At 43.0% G+C, this 17,747-nt stretch carries 20 protein-coding genes; 17 read left to right on the top strand and 3 right to left on the bottom strand.

The genetic code is table 11. The annotated features are described in order from the left end of the window. Positions 1 to 41 precede the first annotated feature (41 nt). From CKK33_RS18530 to CKK33_RS18470, 14 genes are all read left to right on the top strand, one after another. Entirely contained in the window at positions 42 to 707 is a 666-nt protein-coding gene (locus CKK33_RS18530; RefSeq protein WP_095705541.1) for a DUF305 domain-containing protein, read from the top strand. A 68-nt stretch (positions 708 to 775) separates the two neighbouring features. Next, positions 776 to 943 (top strand): hypothetical protein, encoded by a 168-nt coding sequence (locus CKK33_RS19575; RefSeq protein ID WP_158223481.1) that lies wholly within the window; start codon positions 776 to 778, stop codon positions 941 to 943. Positions 944 to 1,099: 156 nt separating this feature from the next. Next, complete coding sequence (locus tag CKK33_RS18525; RefSeq protein ID WP_198952503.1) at positions 1,100 to 3,331, top strand: cation-translocating P-type ATPase; 2,232 nt, start codon at positions 1,100 to 1,102, stop codon at positions 3,329 to 3,331. A 15-nt stretch (positions 3,332 to 3,346) separates the two neighbouring features. Further along, positions 3,347 to 3,559 carry a heavy-metal-associated domain-containing protein gene (locus tag CKK33_RS18520; protein WP_095705540.1) on the top strand — a complete coding sequence of 71 codons (213 nt, stop codon included), beginning with the start codon at positions 3,347 to 3,349 and terminating at the stop codon, positions 3,557 to 3,559. A 104-nt stretch (positions 3,560 to 3,663) separates the two neighbouring features. After that, positions 3,664 to 4,095: a hypothetical protein gene (locus CKK33_RS18515; RefSeq protein WP_095705539.1), complete on the top strand. Its 432-nt coding sequence runs from the start codon at positions 3,664 to 3,666 to the stop codon at positions 4,093 to 4,095. Positions 4,096 to 4,158: 63 nt separating this feature from the next. Then, positions 4,159 to 4,722 (top strand): AraC family transcriptional regulator, encoded by a 564-nt coding sequence (locus CKK33_RS18510; RefSeq protein WP_095705538.1) that lies wholly within the window; start codon positions 4,159 to 4,161, stop codon positions 4,720 to 4,722. Positions 4,723 to 4,729: 7 nt separating this feature from the next. Next, positions 4,730 to 7,621, top strand: a complete 2,892-nt coding sequence (locus CKK33_RS18505) for a multicopper oxidase domain-containing protein (RefSeq protein WP_158223480.1) — start codon at positions 4,730 to 4,732, stop codon at positions 7,619 to 7,621. Positions 7,622 to 7,651: 30 nt separating this feature from the next. Then, a complete protein-coding gene (locus CKK33_RS18500; RefSeq protein WP_095705536.1) occupies positions 7,652 to 8,329 on the top strand; it encodes a DUF305 domain-containing protein in 678 nt (225 codons plus the stop codon). A 28-nt stretch (positions 8,330 to 8,357) separates the two neighbouring features. Then, on the top strand, positions 8,358 to 8,975 hold the full coding sequence (locus CKK33_RS18495; protein WP_095705535.1) for a DUF305 domain-containing protein: 618 nt from the start codon (positions 8,358 to 8,360) through the stop codon (positions 8,973 to 8,975). Positions 8,976 to 9,009: 34 nt separating this feature from the next. Further along, complete coding sequence (locus CKK33_RS18490) at positions 9,010 to 9,354, top strand: four-helix bundle copper-binding protein (RefSeq protein WP_095705534.1); 345 nt, start codon at positions 9,010 to 9,012, stop codon at positions 9,352 to 9,354. A gap of 164 nt (positions 9,355 to 9,518) precedes the next feature. Next, the gene (locus CKK33_RS18485) at positions 9,519 to 9,872 is read left to right on the top strand and encodes a four-helix bundle copper-binding protein (RefSeq protein ID WP_095705533.1); all 354 of its coding nucleotides are present in this window, start codon (positions 9,519 to 9,521) and stop codon (positions 9,870 to 9,872) included. A 54-nt stretch (positions 9,873 to 9,926) separates the two neighbouring features. Then, positions 9,927 to 10,994, top strand: coding sequence for an NAD(P)-dependent oxidoreductase (locus CKK33_RS18480; RefSeq protein ID WP_095705532.1), 1,068 nt, complete (start codon positions 9,927 to 9,929; stop codon positions 10,992 to 10,994). A 35-nt stretch (positions 10,995 to 11,029) separates the two neighbouring features. Further along, positions 11,030 to 12,427 (top strand): vitamin K epoxide reductase family protein, encoded by a 1,398-nt coding sequence (locus tag CKK33_RS18475; RefSeq protein WP_198952502.1) that lies wholly within the window; start codon positions 11,030 to 11,032, stop codon positions 12,425 to 12,427. A gap of 86 nt (positions 12,428 to 12,513) precedes the next feature. Further along, the gene (locus CKK33_RS18470) at positions 12,514 to 13,029 is read left to right on the top strand and encodes a c-type cytochrome (protein WP_158223478.1); all 516 of its coding nucleotides are present in this window, start codon (positions 12,514 to 12,516) and stop codon (positions 13,027 to 13,029) included. A gap of 68 nt (positions 13,030 to 13,097) precedes the next feature. Here the strand turns inward: CKK33_RS18470 and CKK33_RS18465 are convergent, their stop codons facing one another. The 3 genes from CKK33_RS18465 to CKK33_RS18455 all read right to left on the bottom strand — a co-directional run bounded on the left by CKK33_RS18465 (position 13,098) and on the right by CKK33_RS18455 (position 15,097). After that, complete coding sequence (locus CKK33_RS18465) at positions 13,098 to 13,331, bottom strand: hypothetical protein (protein WP_095705530.1); 234 nt, start codon at positions 13,329 to 13,331, stop codon at positions 13,098 to 13,100. A gap of 153 nt (positions 13,332 to 13,484) precedes the next feature. Then, the gene (locus CKK33_RS18460) at positions 13,485 to 14,174 is read right to left on the bottom strand and encodes a DUF4136 domain-containing protein (RefSeq protein ID WP_095705529.1); all 690 of its coding nucleotides are present in this window, start codon (positions 14,172 to 14,174) and stop codon (positions 13,485 to 13,487) included. A gap of 38 nt (positions 14,175 to 14,212) precedes the next feature. Next, positions 14,213 to 15,097 (bottom strand): hypothetical protein, encoded by an 885-nt coding sequence (locus CKK33_RS18455; RefSeq protein ID WP_095705528.1) that lies wholly within the window; start codon positions 15,095 to 15,097, stop codon positions 14,213 to 14,215. Positions 15,098 to 15,342: 245 nt separating this feature from the next. On the opposite strand from CKK33_RS18455, the gene CKK33_RS18450 reads away from it, so the two are divergent. The 3 genes from CKK33_RS18450 to CKK33_RS18440 all read left to right on the top strand — a co-directional run bounded on the left by CKK33_RS18450 (position 15,343) and on the right by CKK33_RS18440 (position 17,743). After that, complete coding sequence (locus tag CKK33_RS18450; protein WP_095705527.1) at positions 15,343 to 15,798, top strand: sigma-70 family RNA polymerase sigma factor; 456 nt, start codon at positions 15,343 to 15,345, stop codon at positions 15,796 to 15,798. 430 nt (positions 15,799 to 16,228) lie between these two features. After that, complete coding sequence (locus CKK33_RS18445) at positions 16,229 to 16,780, top strand: hypothetical protein (protein ID WP_095705526.1); 552 nt, start codon at positions 16,229 to 16,231, stop codon at positions 16,778 to 16,780. Positions 16,781 to 17,137: 357 nt separating this feature from the next. After that, positions 17,138 to 17,743 carry a carboxypeptidase-like regulatory domain-containing protein gene (locus tag CKK33_RS18440; protein WP_095705525.1) on the top strand — a complete coding sequence of 202 codons (606 nt, stop codon included), beginning with the start codon at positions 17,138 to 17,140 and terminating at the stop codon, positions 17,741 to 17,743. Positions 17,744 to 17,747: the final 4 nt, after the last annotated feature.

The following is a 17,747-nucleotide window of genomic DNA, read 5'->3' as shown; positions in this document are numbered from 1 at the left end:
CGGTAATTATGCAGAATCTCTAACTAACTATATCAATTCCCATGATGCGCAAGACACTTGGACTTTATGCGTTATATTTATTTTTTGCCGTGACCGTTCATGGTCATGGCAGGAATATATACGTTTCGTCCAATTTTTTCGACAATCAGGATACCACGGTTAGTTTCAATAGTATTATTGATAAGATGAATGTGCAACTCGGTCAGTTGCTCATGACGGGTAATACTGACCGGGATATCGTCATGTTAATTATCGTGAACAATCTTGGTGCTGTGGACATGGAAATGCTGGAGATGCAAAAGGGAAAACATAACCGGTTGGCCCGGAATGTCCGAAAAATGATAACTGTCCGTATCCATGAAACTTTAGAGTTAAATAATTTCCTGGTCAAAGTGAATTTCCCTGTAAACTATGATCTCATACATAAAGAAACCGGTGTAAGCCGTCAAATTGCTTTGTTGTCCCAACATAAAAAAACGACTTTCCCAAGTAGGTCAACAACCGACGAGGAATTTGTGCTGCAGATGATTGATCTAGACCAACAAGGCTTAAAAATGGCAAAGGCATTATCGAAGTATGGGACTGATAAGGAACTGGTCGCTTTTTCCAAAATAATTAGAAAGCGACTACGTGCCGAAATGGTTGAATTATTAGGTTATTATCATCGTAGCGGCAGACCTGCCGTAACCAGACCGGAACATTTTTGATTGATGCATAATTCGTTAAAGTGACAGACAAGGACAATTCAATTACACTACCCTGTTAATTACTGTTTATGCCAATTCCTAAAAAGCAAAGACTTAAAAAGTCTGCCCCTAAAAAGAAAAGGCCCTGGACGGCCGGCAGAATATTTAAAGAAGTTATCTATACGCTTGTATTCTTGTTAAGCCTGGCGGGTGTTATTGCTGTTTTATGGGCGGCATTCCATACGCACTTGCGTTAAAGAGAACTAATTATGGCGGGACGATACCAATTCCTTTAGGCCGTTATGACAAAAGTAGTGAGTTGGACTTAACTAATTATGTAATTCTTTCCCGGAATTATGTAATCGTGATAAAATAATGAGGCGTAGCTTTGTAACAATATATTTAATTTAAGAATGACGGCATCAACCCAAACACTTATTTTCCCAGTGACCGGCATGACCTGCGCCGGATGCGCAGCTAGTGTAGAATCAATGATCAATGCACAGAAAGGTGTAGAAAAGGCGGAAGTTAATTATGCTACACAGTCGGTAAAAGTAGCCTTTCATCCAGCTTTGGTACAACCATCAAGCTTGCAACAGGCTGTACAATCTGTAGGGTATGATTTAATTATTGATACGGTCAACGGCCGAAAAAAACAAGAAGACGCCCAGCAAAGCCATTTGAAAAAATTAAAGAAGAATATCATCTGGGCCGGGATATTAACAGTTCCGGTTGTATTGATTGGGATGTTGTTCATGAATGTACCTTATGGAAATTACATCATGCTAATACTGACAGCGCCCGTTTTATTCATAGCAGGCAGGAGTTTTTTTAGCAATGCCTGGAGACAGGCCTGGCACGGCAGGGCCAATATGGATACGCTTGTCGCGATGAGCACGGGAATCGCTTTTGCGTTTAGCTTTTTCAATACGGTATATCCCGAATTTTGGTATCGTCAGGGGCTGATGCCCCATGTTTATTTCGAAGCCGCCGCTGTAGTGATCGTCTTTATTATGCTGGGCAAGCTACTGGAAGAGCGGGCAAAATCGAATACATCTTCAGCTATCAAAAAATTGATCGGGTTGCAACCAAAAACCGTTTTATTGATCACTGAAAGGGGAGAAATAGAAACGCCGATTGCAGCAGTTCAGGTAAGTAACCGTTTGCTGGTTCGTCCAGGCGAAAAAATTCCCGTTGACGGCACCTTATTTGAAGGGAACTCTTTTGTTGATGAAAGTATGATCAGCGGTGAACCTGTTCCGGTTGAAAAAAAAGCAGGTGATAAAGTATTTGCAGGAACAATAAATCAAAAAGGCAGTTTTCGTTTTACGGCTGAAAAAGTGGGAAGCGCCACTATGTTGGCCCAGATCATTCAATTGGTTCAGGAGGCGCAAGGATCAAAAGCGCCGGTTCAAAAACTTGTCGATAAAATTGCCGGGGTGTTTGTGCCGGTTGTCATGTTAATTGCGCTGCTGAGTTTCGGAACATGGCTCTTGTTTGGCGGGCAGCACGCCCTTACCCAGGGCCTATTAGCTATGGTAACGGTGATGGTGATCGCCTGCCCTTGCGCTTTAGGACTGGCGACACCTACCGCTGTTATGGTAGGGATCGGTAAAGGAGCGGAAAACGGCATCCTTGTTAAAGATGCTGAAGCACTGGAACTTGGTTACCGTGTGAACGCTGTTATTCTTGATAAAACCGGAACATTAACAGAGGGCAAACCAAAAGTAACAGATCTGCTCTGGACAAAACAGGCTGAAGAGAACAAGTCATTTCTTGCAGGAATTTTGCTGTCATTAGAACAGGAATCAGAACATCCTTTGGCGGCGGCTATTGTTGAACACCTTAAAGAACTTGACGTAAAGCCTGTTTCCTTGAGTTATTTTAAAAGTCTTACCGGACGCGGAGTAGAAGGCTTGCGGGATGGAAAGCCTTATTTGGCCGGGAGCCCCAAACTGGTTAACAGCGTTAACATCAAAATACCAAATGATTTGAAAAAGCAACAGGATTTGTGGCTGAATTCCGCTAAAACTGTTATCTATTTTGCAGATCATACGTCGGTACTGGGTATTATCGGCATTCAGGACAAGCTTAAAAGCAATTCTGCACAGGCAGTAGAAGAGTTGAAAAAACAAGGCATTGAAGTCTATATGGTCACGGGTGACAACCGGCAAACGGCGAACCACATTGCAGCTGTAGCAGGAATCGATCATGTCATAGCAGAAGCATTACCTTCAGATAAGGCAGACTTTGTGAAACAATTGCAAGCCAGCGGAAAGGTCGTAGCAATGGTCGGCGATGGTATCAATGATAGCCAGGCACTCGCCCAAGCTAATCTTTCCATCGCGATGGGGCACGGTTCAGATATCGCAATGGATGTTGCTAAGATCACACTGATATCCCCGGACCTTACACAGATCGCAAAAGCGTTGAAGCTTTCGCGGCTGACAGTACGTACGATAAGACAAAATTTGTTTTGGGCATTTGTTTACAACCTGATCGGCATACCTATCGCGGCGGGACTGCTATATCCTATCAACGGATTTTTATTGAATCCAATGATCGCCGGGGCGGCTATGGCACTAAGCTCCGTATCTGTGGTGAGCAATAGCCTTAGGCTGAAATTATCAAAAATTAATATTTAGTATAAATCAAACAACATGGAAACTTTCAAATTCAAAACCAATATCAACTGTGGTGGCTGCATAGCAGCTGTAACCCCGTCATTAGACAATTTAAAGGGCATAGATAAATGGGAGGTAGATACGAAAAACCGCGACAAGGTGCTTACCGTACAGGCAGAGGGTTTGACTGCCGAACAGATCATCGAAAGCGTGACGGCAAAAGGCTATTTTGCACAAAGAATTGATTAGCAAATTTATAGACAGAAATCCTGCTGCGATGTCAGCAGGATTTTAATTTTAAGGAAAAATATATACTCAAGAACAATTGTAACTTTTTTATGTAGTAATAATGAATGAAAAAGTTTAGTGCATTGATTTTGGCGGCCTTATACCTGATGTTAACATCAGGGGTATCAGCCTGCTTTTTTCATTGTTGTACTGATGCCGAAGCCGGCCATGTTAACTATGGGTCCGCTTTGTCTAAAACAGATTCTTGTGACGACGATCATTGCTGTAACGAGTCTTCGGAAGATTCCGCTTATCAAATAAAAAGTCAACATTGTTCTTGCTGCAACCAGCAGAACTTATCGGTGATCAAGGAAAATATTGCCGCATCGTCAGAGTTCCAGTTAGAGGCACACCAACCTCCACTTCATCGGCTTGCATATTACGAGGATTTTGCTATCCAGGTAGGCACAGATCAATTCAAATGGCCTATAGCTAAAGGACCGCCTGGTGTTTCAAAACCATTTTTATACATTTTAAATAATTCTTTCCTTATCTGATTTAAGCTGCCGCAACCTGCGGACGGATTGCTCTTTTATTAATCAACAGCTTAAAATTTACTTATGATCCTTCATATAAAAAATATGGTTTGCGACCGTTGCATTATGGTTGTGAAACAACAGATAGATAACCATAATTTTCTCGTCTCTGATATCACGCTCGGCACTGTTCAATTTCATCCTGAACCAACCCCGGAACAGTTGCAGGAAGTTTCTTCCTCTTTAAAAATACTGGGATTTGAAATTATCGATAAAGAACGTGACCGGCTTGTAGAACAGATCAAAGCAACGGTGATTCAGTTAATTCATCATTCGGACCTAACGGACCTTCGTCAGACCCTTAGCAGCCTGGTGGCCGAGTACCTGCAAAAGGATTATACTTATCTCAGCCGAATATTCTCCGATCACGAGGATATGACCATCGAAAAATTCATCATACAGCAGAAGATAGAAAAGGTAAAGGAGTTCCTTCAGTATGGTGAATTGAATGTTAATGAGATCGCGTATGCTATGGGATATAGCAGCAACGCCCATCTGACTAATCAATTTAAGAGTGTGACCGGTTTCACCCCAAGTCAATATAAACTGATTGATAAAAATGGCAGGAGGCCGCTGGATAAAATATAAATCAACTATGAAAAACATCATCACCATAATAATGATCATGCTGCTCGGATGGGGCCTTTCAGCTTATGGCCAGCAGAAAGAAATGAAAATGGGCGATACCACCATGCCAATGAAAATGCCCGCCACGAAGAAACCTTTGGTTAAAAATAAAAAAGCAACTTCACCTGACCATTTAAACCAAAAGAAAACCTCACCCATGGTTATAAAAGAGGGAACCAAACAGGGAATGCCCGCTACAGCTGCTTCGGGAATGAGCGGAATGAAAATGAAAGGCAAGGCTGTTAAAAAAATGCCGATGAAAAAAAAGGGCAATTCGGCCATGCCAGGAATGAAAATGGACAAGGGGAAGATGCAGGGAATGGATATGAATGGAAAAAAGGATGCTATGCCCGGAATGAAAATGCCGGATACGGGCACGAAACCTATGGACATGCAAAAGCAGGGCGGGATGAAAATGGATATGAACAAGGAAGGTATGATGCCCGGGATGAATATGAGCGGAATGGCGAAAAGCGGGAAAGACACCATTGCCAGCACGTCCTCAACGCTTAATGATCATTTTATACATGCGGGCAAACGGGTAACCTATAATCTCTATATAACGGATACCGTAGCGAATTATACGGGCAAACCGGTAAAAGCGATGGCGATCAACGGCCATATACCGGGCCCTACGCTTACGTTCACTGAGGGCGACACGGCATATATAAAAGTTCATAACAGGATGAATACCGAAACATCCATCCACTGGCATGGTGTTCTGGTACCCAATCAGTACGATGGCGTGCCCTATCTGACTACCGTGCCTATCCTGCCTGATTCAACTCACCTATTTATCATTCCGCTGAGGCAAACCGGAACGTTCTGGTATCACTCCCATACCGAACTGGATGAACAGTCGGGGCTTTATGGATCAATTGTAATCAACCCGCAGATCAAGAAAAATGACTATCCGGAGCAAGTGATGCTTTTTTCTGACTGGACCGATTATAAACCGAAAGAGGTGCAGCGGATGCTAAAGCGTGGTACAGACTGGTTTTCCATACAAAAGGGAAGCGTGCTCAGTTATGGCGGAGCTATTTCAAAAGGCTATTTGGGCGATAAATTAAAGCTGGACTGGAGGCGGATGCCGGCCATGGACCTGGCGGATGTTAAATATGACCGTTTTTTGGTCAACGGTTATACGGATCAGCAACTATCGAAATTTAAGCCGGGGCAGACAGTAAAACTGCGAATCATTAATGGTTCATCATCAAGCTATTTTTGGTTAAACTACGCCGGAAGTCAAATGACGGTAATCGCGGCAGATGGCCTGGAAGTAAAGCCGGTAACAGTTGACAAGATCCTGATTGGCACAGCAGAAACTTATGATGTTCTCGTCAAAATACCCTTAAAAGGCAAATATGAATTCCGGGCGACCTATCAGGATGTATCCGGGAAAGTGTCGGCTTGGCTGGGTTCAGGTGCCGAGGTCAAAGCTAAAGACATTCCCCCCGTCCCCTATTATAAACTGACCCATACTTTTAACCGGATGATGGGCCAGATGAATATGCCCATGAATGCAGTGCCCAGCTCGAAAGTGAAGAACGATGGTTTGGAATTCAGCAAAAGTACGGGTAAAATGAAAATGGATGGCATGGATATGGGCGGGATGAAAATGGATGGGAAAGAAAATAAACCTGTACCGGATAAAGGAGACATGAAAATGGCGGGAATGGACATGAAAGGCGATTCCAGTATGAAAATGAGCGGCAGCAAATCAAAAAAAATGTCCATGAAGGGAATGAATCCTGATATGGCTGACCAGCAAAAAGATATGGGCAATATGGATATGGGTGGCATGGGGAGAATGAATATGACAGATGACGGTAGGGGCACGAAAATGGGGCCCGGAGGTTCCATGTTGCTGGGATTAGGCGGTGAAGGCAAAATACTAACGTACGATATGCTTCAGGCCAATAGTTCGACGGCGATTGAAGGCACACACACGGTCAGAACTTATCACCTTTACCTGACGGGAAGCATGATCCGTTATACCTGGCTGATTAACAATAAAGCGTTATCAGAAGCCGATAAACTGCTGATTAAAAAAGGCGAAATTGTCCGTTTCGTTTTACATAATACGACCATGATGGAGCATCCTATGCACTTACATGGCCATTTTTTCAGGGTATTAAACGCAAAAGGCGATTCTGCGCCTTTAAAGCACACGGTCAGCATCGAACCCATGCAGGTAAAAACAATCGAGTTTTTAGCCGATGAAGCGCATGACTGGTTTTTCCATTGCCATACCTTATACCATATGATGTCCGGAATGGCAAGGGTCGTACGGTATGAGGATGCTCCAAGCAATCCGCAGGTCGCACCATATCAAAAAAACAATCCTTTATTAAAAGATGACCGCCAATGGTACACTTGGGGAATGGCGGCTTTTCATTCACAAACAAGTGTAGGTTCTGTTTTTATATCCAATACTCGGTATGAGTTCAATGCCAATTACAGGTTCAGCTATGACGGGCGGTATGAAATTGATCCCCGCTTTCAGCGCTACCTGGACAACAATCAATATTTGGCAGCTTATGTCGGCGGAAATTTTGAGCAAACCGAAAAGGGACGGCTCTTTAGCCGAAAGGGAGATAATAGTGCCGTAGTCGGGCTGCGTTACCTTCTTCCGCTCTTTGTGCAAACCGATGCCAGGATCAGCAGTAAAGGGCAATTTCGGTTGACGGTCAGCCGCGAAGATATCCCGCTTTCTACCAGGTTATATATGGGGGCATCGTACAATACGGATAATGAATTCCAGGTGGATACGCGTTATATTCTTACGAAATACTTTGCTGTTTCCGCAAGTTATGACAACCAGTATGGTTTCGGCGGCGGACTGACCATCATTTACTAAAATAAATTATAAATAATAATCAATGAATCTATGAAAACAACAATTTTAATGATCCCGCTGATCGCACTGGGTGCGACCGGCATCAACAACAGCACCGGGATGGCCAGGCATTCCGAAATTTCAAACAGCGTATCCGCTATTGCTTTTACAAACCCGGTAAGGAGTGATTTTTTTCATGGGGACGAGCTCATGGAGATCATGAATAAAATGATGAAGGACATGGAAGCACAACCCATGAAAGGCAATGTGGATCTTGACTTTGCCTCTATGCTAAAGCTTCATCATCAGGGCGCTATAGATATGGCAAAATTTGAACTGCAGGATGGCAAGGATGGGTCGATGAAAAAGATGGCCCAAAAAATCATTGATATGCAGACCAAAGAGGTTGCCAACCTGGATCAACTGATCGCTTCTTTGCAAAGTGCCCCTAAAAATTATGACCCGATGAATAAAACTGCGGGGCCGGCGAAAGCGATGGCGGATAATATGATGACCATGAAAAAAATGGGGCATATGTCCATGGGCTCAGTCGACCATGAATTTGCAGATATGATGATCAAACATCATAGCGATGGGATTATAATGGCCAAAAGTATCATCACCTACAGCAAGGCCGTTAAACTACGGTCGATGGCGCAGAAATCGATTCCTGAACAAGGCACTCAAATTAGGGAATTTAAACAATGGACGAGCCAACACAAAGGCTAATAAATACATAAACAAAAAATAGACTACCATGAAAAATGTGTTAAAAATTACTGTATTAACGGCCTTTGTGGCCATATTCAGCGCATGCAAAAAAGACAGCAGCCAATTACAATTGCAGGCACATGATCAAAACCAGATGATGGCTATTATGCACGCCACGATGGCGAAAATGGACACCCTGAAAATGACCAAAGACCCTGATAATGATTTTGCTTTAATGATGCGCATTCATCACCAGGGCGCTATTGATATGGCCAACCTGGAACTGCAAAGCGGAAGTGATGCAACCATGAAACAAATGGCACAGTCCATTATTACAGCACAACAGGCGGAGATCGCCCAGTTAAACGCGTTTTTAAAGGCTCATCCCGCTCATGGGAACGACCCAGATTTTGATATGCAACAAATGATGGCTATGCAAAAAGGGATGAAACAAGCTGATCTTCAAATCATTAATGGGCGAATTGACCATGACTTCGCTATACTGATGATCGGCCATCATCAGACCGCGACAGAAAACGCCAGGTTGGAACTGCTAAAAGGCTCGGAACCTGCCATGAAAACCATGGCGCAAAGTATCATTGACAGCCAAACCAAAGAGATAGGCCAGTTCCAGGATTGGTTGCTTGCTAATGGCAATAAATAGAAAATCACCGAACGTTAACTATTAAAAGTAAATTATGTCACATCAAAAATTTAAAGATTGCATCGATGCCTGCGTGGCCTGTGCAGTTGCCTGTAGCCATTGTGCTACTGAATGTTTAAAAGAGGAAAATGTAAAAATGATGAGCAGGTGTATTCAACTGGACCTGGAATGTGCAGCCGTTTGCCGAGCGGCCACCGAACTCATGAGTTTAGGCAGTGAATATAGTGAGCATCTTTGCCGTGTTTGTGCAGATGCCTGTAAGGCCTGTGCAGAAGAATGCGAGAAACATGCGCAGATGGGTATGGAGCACTGTAAAGAATGTGCGGACGCTTGCCGCAGATGCGCGGAAGCTTGTGAACAGATGGCTACTGCCGTTTGATTTGTTGCAAAGGCCTGCTGAAGACGCAGGCCTTTGCAACACAGTGTTAATTCTCCGCATTCCCTACTATTAAAAGACGAAATCTATCTGCTAAAGACAAGTAGTCATATTTACGAATACGCAGCAAAAGTGACATTGTTCAGCTGCAATTTTTAATGTTTTAGATGCAAACGATGGAAAATATATATGACCATGAATTAGTTCAGGAACTTGAAAAGTGTGCAACGGCTTGCGAATACTGTGCTGTTGAAAATCTAAAACACAATTTTAATGGCCTTACTGAAAGAAGCATCCGGTTGGCCCTGGAGTGTGTATCGGTATGCCGCGCAATGGCGGCAGAATTGACGTCAGACGACATTTATGCTATTTATTTGCGACCGGTATGTATGTTTATTTGCAGGTCCTGCGGGGAAGAATTTGAAAGACTTGCCGGTATCGGCGTAGCACATTGCGGTGAATGCAGTGAGGTTTGTTATGAATGCGCAGAAGCCTGTCAGCAGATGGCCACATTGACTTGATGCATTAGGTAAAGAACTGTTTATAAAGGATGTAAGGTAATAAATCATCTAAAAATGGAAAAAAGAGAACCCGAAAGCAGATCCCGCGGAGCACAAAAAGAGCTGGTCGTGGTAACAGGTGCCAGCGGCTTGATAGGGACTGCGCTGATTGAAAAGCTGGCGTCCAAATTTCTTATTGCAGGACTGGATAATGCGGGTTATCCTTTTCCCCCTGCTGAAGCGGAATGTATTTGTGTGGACCTGACCAGCGACAATAGTGTTGAGTTTGCTTTGGATCGGATCCGCTATGCCTATGGAAACCGGATCGCCTCTGTAGTACACCTGGCTGCGTACTACGATTTTTTAGGAAAACCTTCCGATTTATATGATCAAATAACGGTTAAGGGGACGGAAAGGTTATTAAAGAACCTGCAAAAGTTTAAGGTAGACCAGTTTATATTTTCAAGCAGCATGCTTGTCTACAAACCCTCGTCACCGGGGGTAAAGATAGATGAAGAATGGCCGCTGGAACCCAAGTGGGACTATCCAAAATCGAAAGTAGCCACGGAAAAAATACTGCATGACAAGAGAGGTACAATCCCGGTCGTGACTATGCGTATTGCGGGTGTATACAATGGACAAGGTAATTCTATACCTGTAGTCAACCAGATACAGCGCATTTATGAGAAGCAAATTACCGCAAGGCTGTATCCCGGTGATATTACACACGGAAGTACATATGTTCACCTTGACGATCTGGTAAATGCTATTGTTCATACGATTGGCAACAGGAAAGAATTGCCTGCGGAGCTTACCTTAAATATCGGTGATGATGAAACCTTGTCCTACCAGGAATTGCAGGATATCATCAGTAAACAGCTTAGCGGAAAAATAGCGGAGATTATCCCGATACCAAAGTGGTTTGCCAAAGCCGGGGCATTTATGTTAAATCTTTTTGGTAAAGCATTTATCAAACCCTGGATGATCGATTTAGCCGACGATCATTTTGAGCTGGACAGTGACAAAGCAAAAAAATTACTCGGCTGGAAGCCCAGACATGGACTAAGGGAAACTTTACCTGAAATCGTCAAAAACCTGAAAGCGAATCCTGAGAAATTCTATAAGGTGAATAAACTTAAATAATAGCGGGTCAAATGTTATAACCAAATCCAATTTATATGAATCAGCACGATCACTCTTCTATGTCACCGCAAGGTGAACCATCCTCCAAAAAACAAGTGGCAGATCAAAGAAAAATGATCATTGAGCATTACAATGGCCTGTACTGGACGCATGCTACGAACATACTGCTCGGTTTTTTTCTTATTGCAGCACCCTTTACCTTTGGCTATCAAAGTATCGCGATGACCTATAGCGATCTCCTGAGCGGCGTGTTATTGGTTGTATTTAGTTTATTGTCGGCCAACCCTTTCCGGCTTTGGGCACCCTGGGCTTCTACGATGGTTGGTTTATGGCTCTTATTCGCCCCGTTGCTTTTCTGGTCACCGGATGCCTCAGCTTATATAACCGACAGTATAGCCGGTATCTTTGCTATTGGTTTATCGGTGCTTATCCCGGAGATGCCCGGCATGATGCAGATGATGATGACGATGCCTTCCGGACCCGATACTCCTCCGGGCTGGTCGTACAACCCTTCTACCTGGCTGCAACGCACCCCCATTATCATACTGGGCTGGATCGGTTTTTTTTGTTCCCGCTATCTGACCGCTTATCAGTTAGGCTATATTCATCACGCCTGGGACCCGTTCTTTAGCATGGGAACTGAAAAGGTTTTAACCTCCGCTGTTTCCAAGTCATTTCCTATTTCTGATGCGGGTCTGGGTAACCTTTCCTATACCATCGAAGCGCTAATGGGATATATGGGTATGTCCAACCGCTGGCGTACGATGCCCTGGATGGTCAGCTTTTTTGGTATACTGGTCATTCCGCTGGGTGTGATCAGTATCGTGCTGATCACTTTACAGCCGGTTTCCGTCGGACACTGGTGCACCATCTGTTTGATAACTGCCATAGCTATGGTCATTATGATACCGCTTACACTGGATGAAGTGGTAGCTATGATCCAGTTTTTGAGCAGGCGTGTAAAGGAAGGAAAACCGTTTTGGCGTACTTTCTGGATGGGGGACACGGTTAAAGGCGGCAGTAAAGATGTGCGCACTCCGCTATTTACGGATTCCATTTTTAAAACGCTTCCGGCTATGGGTTGGGGAATGAACCTGCCCTGGAATTTGCTGTTGTGTACAGCTATAGGGTTGTGGTGGATGTTTTATCCGGGAAATTTCAATATAACCGGTAAAGCCGCTAATTACTTTACAACGCTTGGGGCCTTGGTGATCACCTTTTCGGTGATTGCTATCGCGGAAGTGGGCCGGACTTTACGGTTCGTTAATTTTATTTTCGCCCTTTGGTTGATCGCAGCCATTCTTTTGATAAAGGGCGTACCGGCTCTTGCTTTATGGAACGCCATTGTGTCCGGTCTGATACTGATCGCCTTTAGCTTACCGAAAGGGAGGGTAGAGGAAAAATACGGAACATTTAACCGATATATTTTTTAAACAGCGGCACCATGGCACAAAGCGTAACAATGAAACCTATTAAAATTAGGCCACAGCTAAAAGCTTTATTAATTGTTTCCGTTTTAATGACCACGATAACTGGCATTGTAAATGGGCAGGATGCGGTTAAAGGAAAAGCTTTATATGTGACCAATAATTGCGGCACCTGTCATAAAATTGACCGGCAGCTGGTAGGGCCCGCCCTGGGGCCGATGGTTACCATGGGACATAAAGAGGAATACCTAATCCGATGGATACAAAATAACCAAGCGCTGATCGCAAAGAAAGATCCTGAAGCGATGGAAATATATCAGAAATTTAACCAGCAGCCCATGCCTGTTTTTACTAACCTCGCTGATCAGGATGTAAAAAATATCCTCGCTTACGTCAGATCGGAATATAAAACCATTCAGGAAGGCGGAAGAAAGGTGCCGGCTGCGCCCCTTAATAAAACGAGGGCGAAAGATGAAAGCGAAAGTAGCCTGATGGTATACGTTTTACTCGGGATCAACTTCCTTTTTTTCATTGTTATCCTGTTATTAAGCCGGGTAATTACCCGACTGGAACGGATATTGACAGGTAATGAAAAGGCAGCTTCTTAAAAGGGTTTTCCTATGAAACGAAAGTAGGCGGGGCATTTCCGGTTGAGAGCGCAAGAAGAAGTTAAAAATTAACTGTAATGTTCATCATAATATTTTTCAATGCCTTCGCCAATCAAATTCACTGTTTCCTGATCAAGTTCACCCCCGGCCAAATCCCAGCTTTTATCTTCGTTACTGGTAACAGCGCCTATTGTTGTTCCATTCAGAGAAACCTTGAAAACTTCCCCTTCGTGATGGATTTCGAGGGTTTTGGACAGCGTGTTAAAACACAATGGCGCTTTAATAAAAAAATGATTTTCCATAATATCTTATAAGATTACCCGCTAAAATTTGTTTGACCCAAAGACGGAGCCTTCGAAATACATCCAATGCCACCAAATTGATTGCTGTGATTGCAAGGATGTCAAACTTGCCTAAATTGATATTTAATAAACTCCGTTTTCTCTTATCAAGTATTAGTGATTAGTATTGCCTCTGATGACTTCCGTGTCTTGCGACCGGGACGATTTAGCCGCAGTTGCCGCTTTCACGGGAAAGTTTTCCAGCAGGGAATGTACCGCCGGGTGCAGGTCTTTTTGAATGGTAGCGGGATCGTATAAGTCTGCTTCTACCGTAGCGGTGTAAACAAATCTATTCTGATTTTTATCGATCACATTTAGTGTGATCCCTCCCCTTGTATATTCTACCACACGGCTCGTATAACCATAGGTATAGGCGTTATAGTTGTAAGGCCGGTTATAATAGTAGGCCCGTGGGTTTACATTATAGTAGGGATTATGCGGTGAGATCGCCCGGTACTGGTAAGCGTTGTTATAATTATAAACAGGTGCGGCCGACGCCACAGATTCAGTGCGGCTTTTCTTGCTTTCGGTCACTTTCAGCTCCAGCAGGACATCCGGGTTGTCGTTGTCAACCCTCAGGCCCCTTGCGGAAAGCTCATGCGAAAAATAATTAATTGTATTATTAAAAATGATCTGGTTATGATACGGGGTATTATCGTTATCCTGGTGGGGCAGCCATGAAAAAGTTTTGTATCTGCGAAAATCTACCGTCTGGTCTGCATCGCTGTAAGCTAGCTTATAAGCTGTGCCGCAACCGATAACGATCAACAGCAACAGGGCTGGAATAATGATTTTGGTTTTCATGGGCGTTTGTTTTTAAGTGCATATTTTAACAAGAGCTGTCATCCCTTTACCGTAACGGGCTGAACATATCCGCTCATGTAAATATAAAAATAAAAGATGGACAGGCCGATAAACAGGTTCCACAGGGAATGTAGTGATAAGTAATCTCCGGGAATACACCATATCCTATATTTATCCAGTTCAAACCAGATTAACGCCAACATAACAGATATATTGCTTATTGCCAGGCATTTCCGGGCCTGACTGCCGGTTTTGCCCATCTCCGCTACAAAAGAAAAGGCGAAAAACAGCATGATAAAGATAAAGGCCGCCAGTCCCTTTTCCCGTAAGGGGACAAAAACTGCGATTGCAGCTAAAATAGCGATAGTTAAAGGGAAATAGATGAATTGCAGCCGGGACTGCGCTGTTCCGTTGGCCTTTAAAAAAATGCTTTGCCCGATATACAGGCAGGGGAAAGCTGCAATGGCATAGACGGCCGAGTAATCCAGCTGAACCGCAACCCGTGTCAGGGAAGCATGATAAAATAAACTGCACCCAAAAACATAAACAAGTACAATGGCCAAAAGCAATTCATAAAACAAGCGGGTTTTCCGTAGCGGGTCACCGGCCACGCTCTTTTTGTATCCGGCGTTGCTGAAAATAATGATCGCCAACAACAAGTAAACGATCCCGCTAAAGGCACTTGCGGGTTGACGAACCGGGTTGTTCAGGGCCGTACCCTCGCATATAATATTTATTTTTGTGGCACTGATCGGCCAGTCAGTCCAAATATTTTGCAGTGCAGGTATATGGTTCAACCCGAAGATCAGGATACCGTACAGGGACAGCGTAACAATTATTACCCGCCGGGTTGCCTTTGAAATCAAACCGGCCAGGGGCAGGCCGAATGCGCTGAAGGCGGAAAAGTTGCCTGTTTTGGTCATCAGATTCGTGCTTGGCTACAAATTTTTTTGCTTTAACCAAGATACAAAGAATTTTACAAGCATAAGCCACTGCCATTTACCATCGTGCCCGTCTCATCTTCGACGATAAGTAAATTACCAAAACTTACTGAAATATAGTTGGTTATCGGTCATGTGTTAGATCAGATGAATACTTTCATTTTATTTCCGGCGTTATAATTAAACTTAGCCTGGTAATAATAAATAAAAAAAGAACCTAATTAGCAATGAACATGTACACGGAAACCGCGGATGACCGGGAGATTGTAGTAGGGCTATTGAACGTGGCGACCAGGCAGGAGGCTTTCCAACAATTGCTTCAGAAATACTTGCGTAAAATGTATTTTTTATTGCGGGCCATAAATTTAGCGCATGAGAATGCGGATGAATATGTACAGGACCTGTTTGCAGGATTCTGGAAAAAACTAAATACGCTAAAACCGGGCGACCGGCTTGACCTGTTACTATTTCGGCTGGCGGTTGAGCGCAGCCATGCCTTTTTAAAAAGGCACCCGGAAGCTGTCCTGTACGATTTGTCGACTGAGCAACAGATCATCCTGGCCTTAAAACAGCAGGGCTTATTCGACCAGGAAGAAATTGGGGCGATCGCGGCTTTACCGGTATTGCAGGTAAGAGCGGATCTAAAAGCCGCCACAATAAAGGTTTTAAACCGGGCAATATGATTGCCGCATCGTTTTTTCTTTTCATATTAGATCGCGCAATGCTTATTAAGAAACTATAAATAGGGTGCTGATGGCGATTAACTTAATAGAATACAGCTTTAGCCAGTTGGCCAATTCTGAAGGCAACTGAAGGATCAACTCTGCGCCTGACATATTCGGTATGTCCAGGTCAGTAAACACGAGATCAACCGAGTATTGATTAAAAAAAACAAAGAATCTGCTCCATTATTAAAAGTACCTATCAAATCGAGAAAAGAATGTCCTTGGTATAATGTATACGATTCCAAAGAGGCATATTCATCATCTACGGCAAGTCCCCGAATTGTTTTTTTTTCATAACGTCCTGAATAAGTACACCGCCATCTACAATATGGCCAAATTCATAACGTTACTATTAAATAATAATTTCGTTTATTAAGCTCTTTTGATCATGACCAGGATCGTCGCTTTCTTTGTTGTGCTTTTTTTGTCGCTAAACATTGTTCACGCTCAAAAGCTGGTCAACGATTATATTATTACAAAACAAGGTGATACCATTGCCGTAAAACTAAAATATAACTGGTTGGGAAATATTGTATATGAATTACCCGGAAGTACGAAGGCTACATCCGTACGGGAAGGTAAGATAAAGGAATATCGTTGGTCAAAAATGGACCCCCAGACATTTATGGCCGTAGTTTTACCGGGTGACGATAAGCCTACTTTCGTTGGCCTGCTGGAACGAGGGCAAATTAATTTATATGAATTGATATCTCATCGTTACAGAGCTACTACCAGGTATTGGTATGCAAATAAAGAAAATATGCCCCTGGTTGAAATTTATAGTCAAAATCGTTTGTTTGGAACAGACAAACAATTAGTCCGGCACTTTACTGAGCTGATCAATGATAAACAGGCGGTTTACCTTGCTTTCAAGCAACAGAATAAATACAATTTTAAGGTCATTAGAAAAACGATACAGCAATATAATTCTTTAAGATGATCATCGACTAAGGACACAGGATTATTGATAAATAACTTTTCTGATTAATCGTATTAAAGACTTAGCAAACACATAGATGATTAAGCAACACCCACTTAATTTCAACAATTAGGTCGCAAGTCTAACAACGACTTTATCACCAGCTTTTATGAATAAGTTTACTTTTAAGATAGAAAACCTGTCTCAATTCAACCTCATGGAAATATTTCTGTTGAATATTTAATGGTGTTGAAATAGTCAAATAACAGCATTTCACTCATTTCTTTATAACCCATAGCATAATTTTTTAAATTAAATTTTACTTTCTATGGGATTCCTTGTATCATTGCGACTTATTTATAATTAGTCTAAATAAAAATGAATCCAGCGTTTCTAAATTTTTTCCTTTTTAAAACAAAATCATCAGTCCTCTTTATGTTTTCTTTCATAATCCAATTTTCCATTTCTGCCCAAACCATACGGCATCAGATTTATGGGCAGGTTACCGGTGAAAATGAGGTAGGCCTATCCACCGTAACTGTTCAATTGGACACGCTAACAATTACGACTGACAAAAATGGATTTTTTGCGTTTGATCAAATTCAGAGTGGAAGTCATCTGATCAAATTAAGCCGGGAAGGATATTTACCCCAGCAAATGACATTTACAGTCACGGGGATGGAACGATTACACCTTAATTTCCAGCTTAAAGCGGCAACAAGGCAATTAACAGAAGTAATCGTTAAGGGCTATAAAGCGATAACCGGTATGGGATATCTGAATGATGTGCATAACGGGGTAATTTATGCCGGTAAAAAAACGGAGGTTATCTTGCTGGACAGTCTGGATGCGAATACCGCGCAAAATAATCCGCGGCAGGTTCTCGGACGTATTCCTGGTGCCAATTATTCGGAGACGGAAGGCGGCGGTTTCCCATCGAACGGTATAGGTTTCCGGGGGTTAAACCCAACACAATCTGTTTAAACCA

This window comes from Mucilaginibacter sp. MD40 (assembly GCF_002288635.1).
Lineage (GTDB): Bacteria > Bacteroidota > Bacteroidia > Sphingobacteriales > Sphingobacteriaceae > Mucilaginibacter.
This window is presented reverse-complemented; position numbering and strand designations above follow the sequence as displayed.

What these genes read in the sequence shown, in the direction of transcription:
- CKK33_RS18530 (WP_095705541.1), top strand. Translation starts at nt 42, where the DNA reads ATGATGCGCAAGACACTTGGACTTTATGCGTTATATTTATTTTTTGCC.
- CKK33_RS19575 (WP_158223481.1), top strand. Translation starts at nt 776, where the DNA reads ATGCCAATTCCTAAAAAGCAAAGACTTAAAAAGTCTGCCCCTAAAAAG.
- CKK33_RS18525 (WP_198952503.1), top strand. Translation starts at nt 1,100, where the DNA reads ATGACGGCATCAACCCAAACACTTATTTTCCCAGTGACCGGCATGACC.
- CKK33_RS18520 (WP_095705540.1), top strand. Translation starts at nt 3,347, where the DNA reads ATGGAAACTTTCAAATTCAAAACCAATATCAACTGTGGTGGCTGCATA.
- CKK33_RS18515 (WP_095705539.1), top strand. Translation starts at nt 3,664, where the DNA reads ATGAAAAAGTTTAGTGCATTGATTTTGGCGGCCTTATACCTGATGTTA.
- CKK33_RS18510 (WP_095705538.1), top strand. Translation starts at nt 4,159, where the DNA reads ATGATCCTTCATATAAAAAATATGGTTTGCGACCGTTGCATTATGGTT.
- CKK33_RS18505 (WP_158223480.1), top strand. Translation starts at nt 4,730, where the DNA reads ATGAAAAACATCATCACCATAATAATGATCATGCTGCTCGGATGGGGC.
- CKK33_RS18500 (WP_095705536.1), top strand. Translation starts at nt 7,652, where the DNA reads ATGAAAACAACAATTTTAATGATCCCGCTGATCGCACTGGGTGCGACC.
- CKK33_RS18495 (WP_095705535.1), top strand. Translation starts at nt 8,358, where the DNA reads ATGAAAAATGTGTTAAAAATTACTGTATTAACGGCCTTTGTGGCCATA.
- CKK33_RS18490 (WP_095705534.1), top strand. Translation starts at nt 9,010, where the DNA reads ATGTCACATCAAAAATTTAAAGATTGCATCGATGCCTGCGTGGCCTGT.
- CKK33_RS18485 (WP_095705533.1), top strand. Translation starts at nt 9,519, where the DNA reads ATGCAAACGATGGAAAATATATATGACCATGAATTAGTTCAGGAACTT.
- CKK33_RS18480 (WP_095705532.1), top strand. Translation starts at nt 9,927, where the DNA reads ATGGAAAAAAGAGAACCCGAAAGCAGATCCCGCGGAGCACAAAAAGAG.
- CKK33_RS18475 (WP_198952502.1), top strand. Translation starts at nt 11,030, where the DNA reads ATGAATCAGCACGATCACTCTTCTATGTCACCGCAAGGTGAACCATCC.
- CKK33_RS18470 (WP_158223478.1), top strand. Translation starts at nt 12,514, where the DNA reads ATGACCACGATAACTGGCATTGTAAATGGGCAGGATGCGGTTAAAGGA.
- CKK33_RS18465 (WP_095705530.1), bottom strand. Translation starts at nt 13,331, where the DNA reads ATGGAAAATCATTTTTTTATTAAAGCGCCATTGTGTTTTAACACGCTG.
- CKK33_RS18460 (WP_095705529.1), bottom strand. Translation starts at nt 14,174, where the DNA reads ATGAAAACCAAAATCATTATTCCAGCCCTGTTGCTGTTGATCGTTATC.
- CKK33_RS18455 (WP_095705528.1), bottom strand. Translation starts at nt 15,097, where the DNA reads ATGACCAAAACAGGCAACTTTTCCGCCTTCAGCGCATTCGGCCTGCCC.
- CKK33_RS18450 (WP_095705527.1), top strand. Translation starts at nt 15,343, where the DNA reads ATGAACATGTACACGGAAACCGCGGATGACCGGGAGATTGTAGTAGGG.
- CKK33_RS18445 (WP_095705526.1), top strand. Translation starts at nt 16,229, where the DNA reads ATGACCAGGATCGTCGCTTTCTTTGTTGTGCTTTTTTTGTCGCTAAAC.
- CKK33_RS18440 (WP_095705525.1), top strand. Translation starts at nt 17,138, where the DNA reads ATGAATCCAGCGTTTCTAAATTTTTTCCTTTTTAAAACAAAATCATCA.